Annotated in this window: 1 protein-coding gene; it reads left to right on the top strand. The window is 34.2% G+C overall.

The genetic code is table 11. The features are described from left to right. A partial coding sequence (locus SB786_RS36600; protein WP_410731634.1) for a hypothetical protein occupies positions 1 to 263 on the top strand: 263 nt, incomplete at both ends.

The raw sequence follows: 263 nt of genomic DNA, 5'->3' as shown, positions 1-263 counted from the left end.
ATATCACTGTTGATATATAAGATATTGACTGGGAAAGATCTCATATTGCATCCTGAGTTAGGGTCTTACAAAGTTTCTATAGATAATGGGTCTCTAAATAATACAATAAGCAATGCTTGCAATGAATTAAGGGGGCTGGATATTAAAGGCAGTCTTTTACTGTCTGAGCTATTCTCATCTATGTGTAAAGTCGATGTTAATGAAAGAACAAATCTTTTGTTTGCGAGTCGTGTTCTTTGGGATATACGTATAGAAGGTTTTTG

It is taken from the genome of Burkholderia sp. SIMBA_062 (genome assembly GCF_046534765.1).
Lineage (GTDB): Bacteria > Pseudomonadota > Gammaproteobacteria > Burkholderiales > Burkholderiaceae > Burkholderia > Burkholderia ambifaria.
This window is presented reverse-complemented; position numbering and strand designations above follow the sequence as displayed.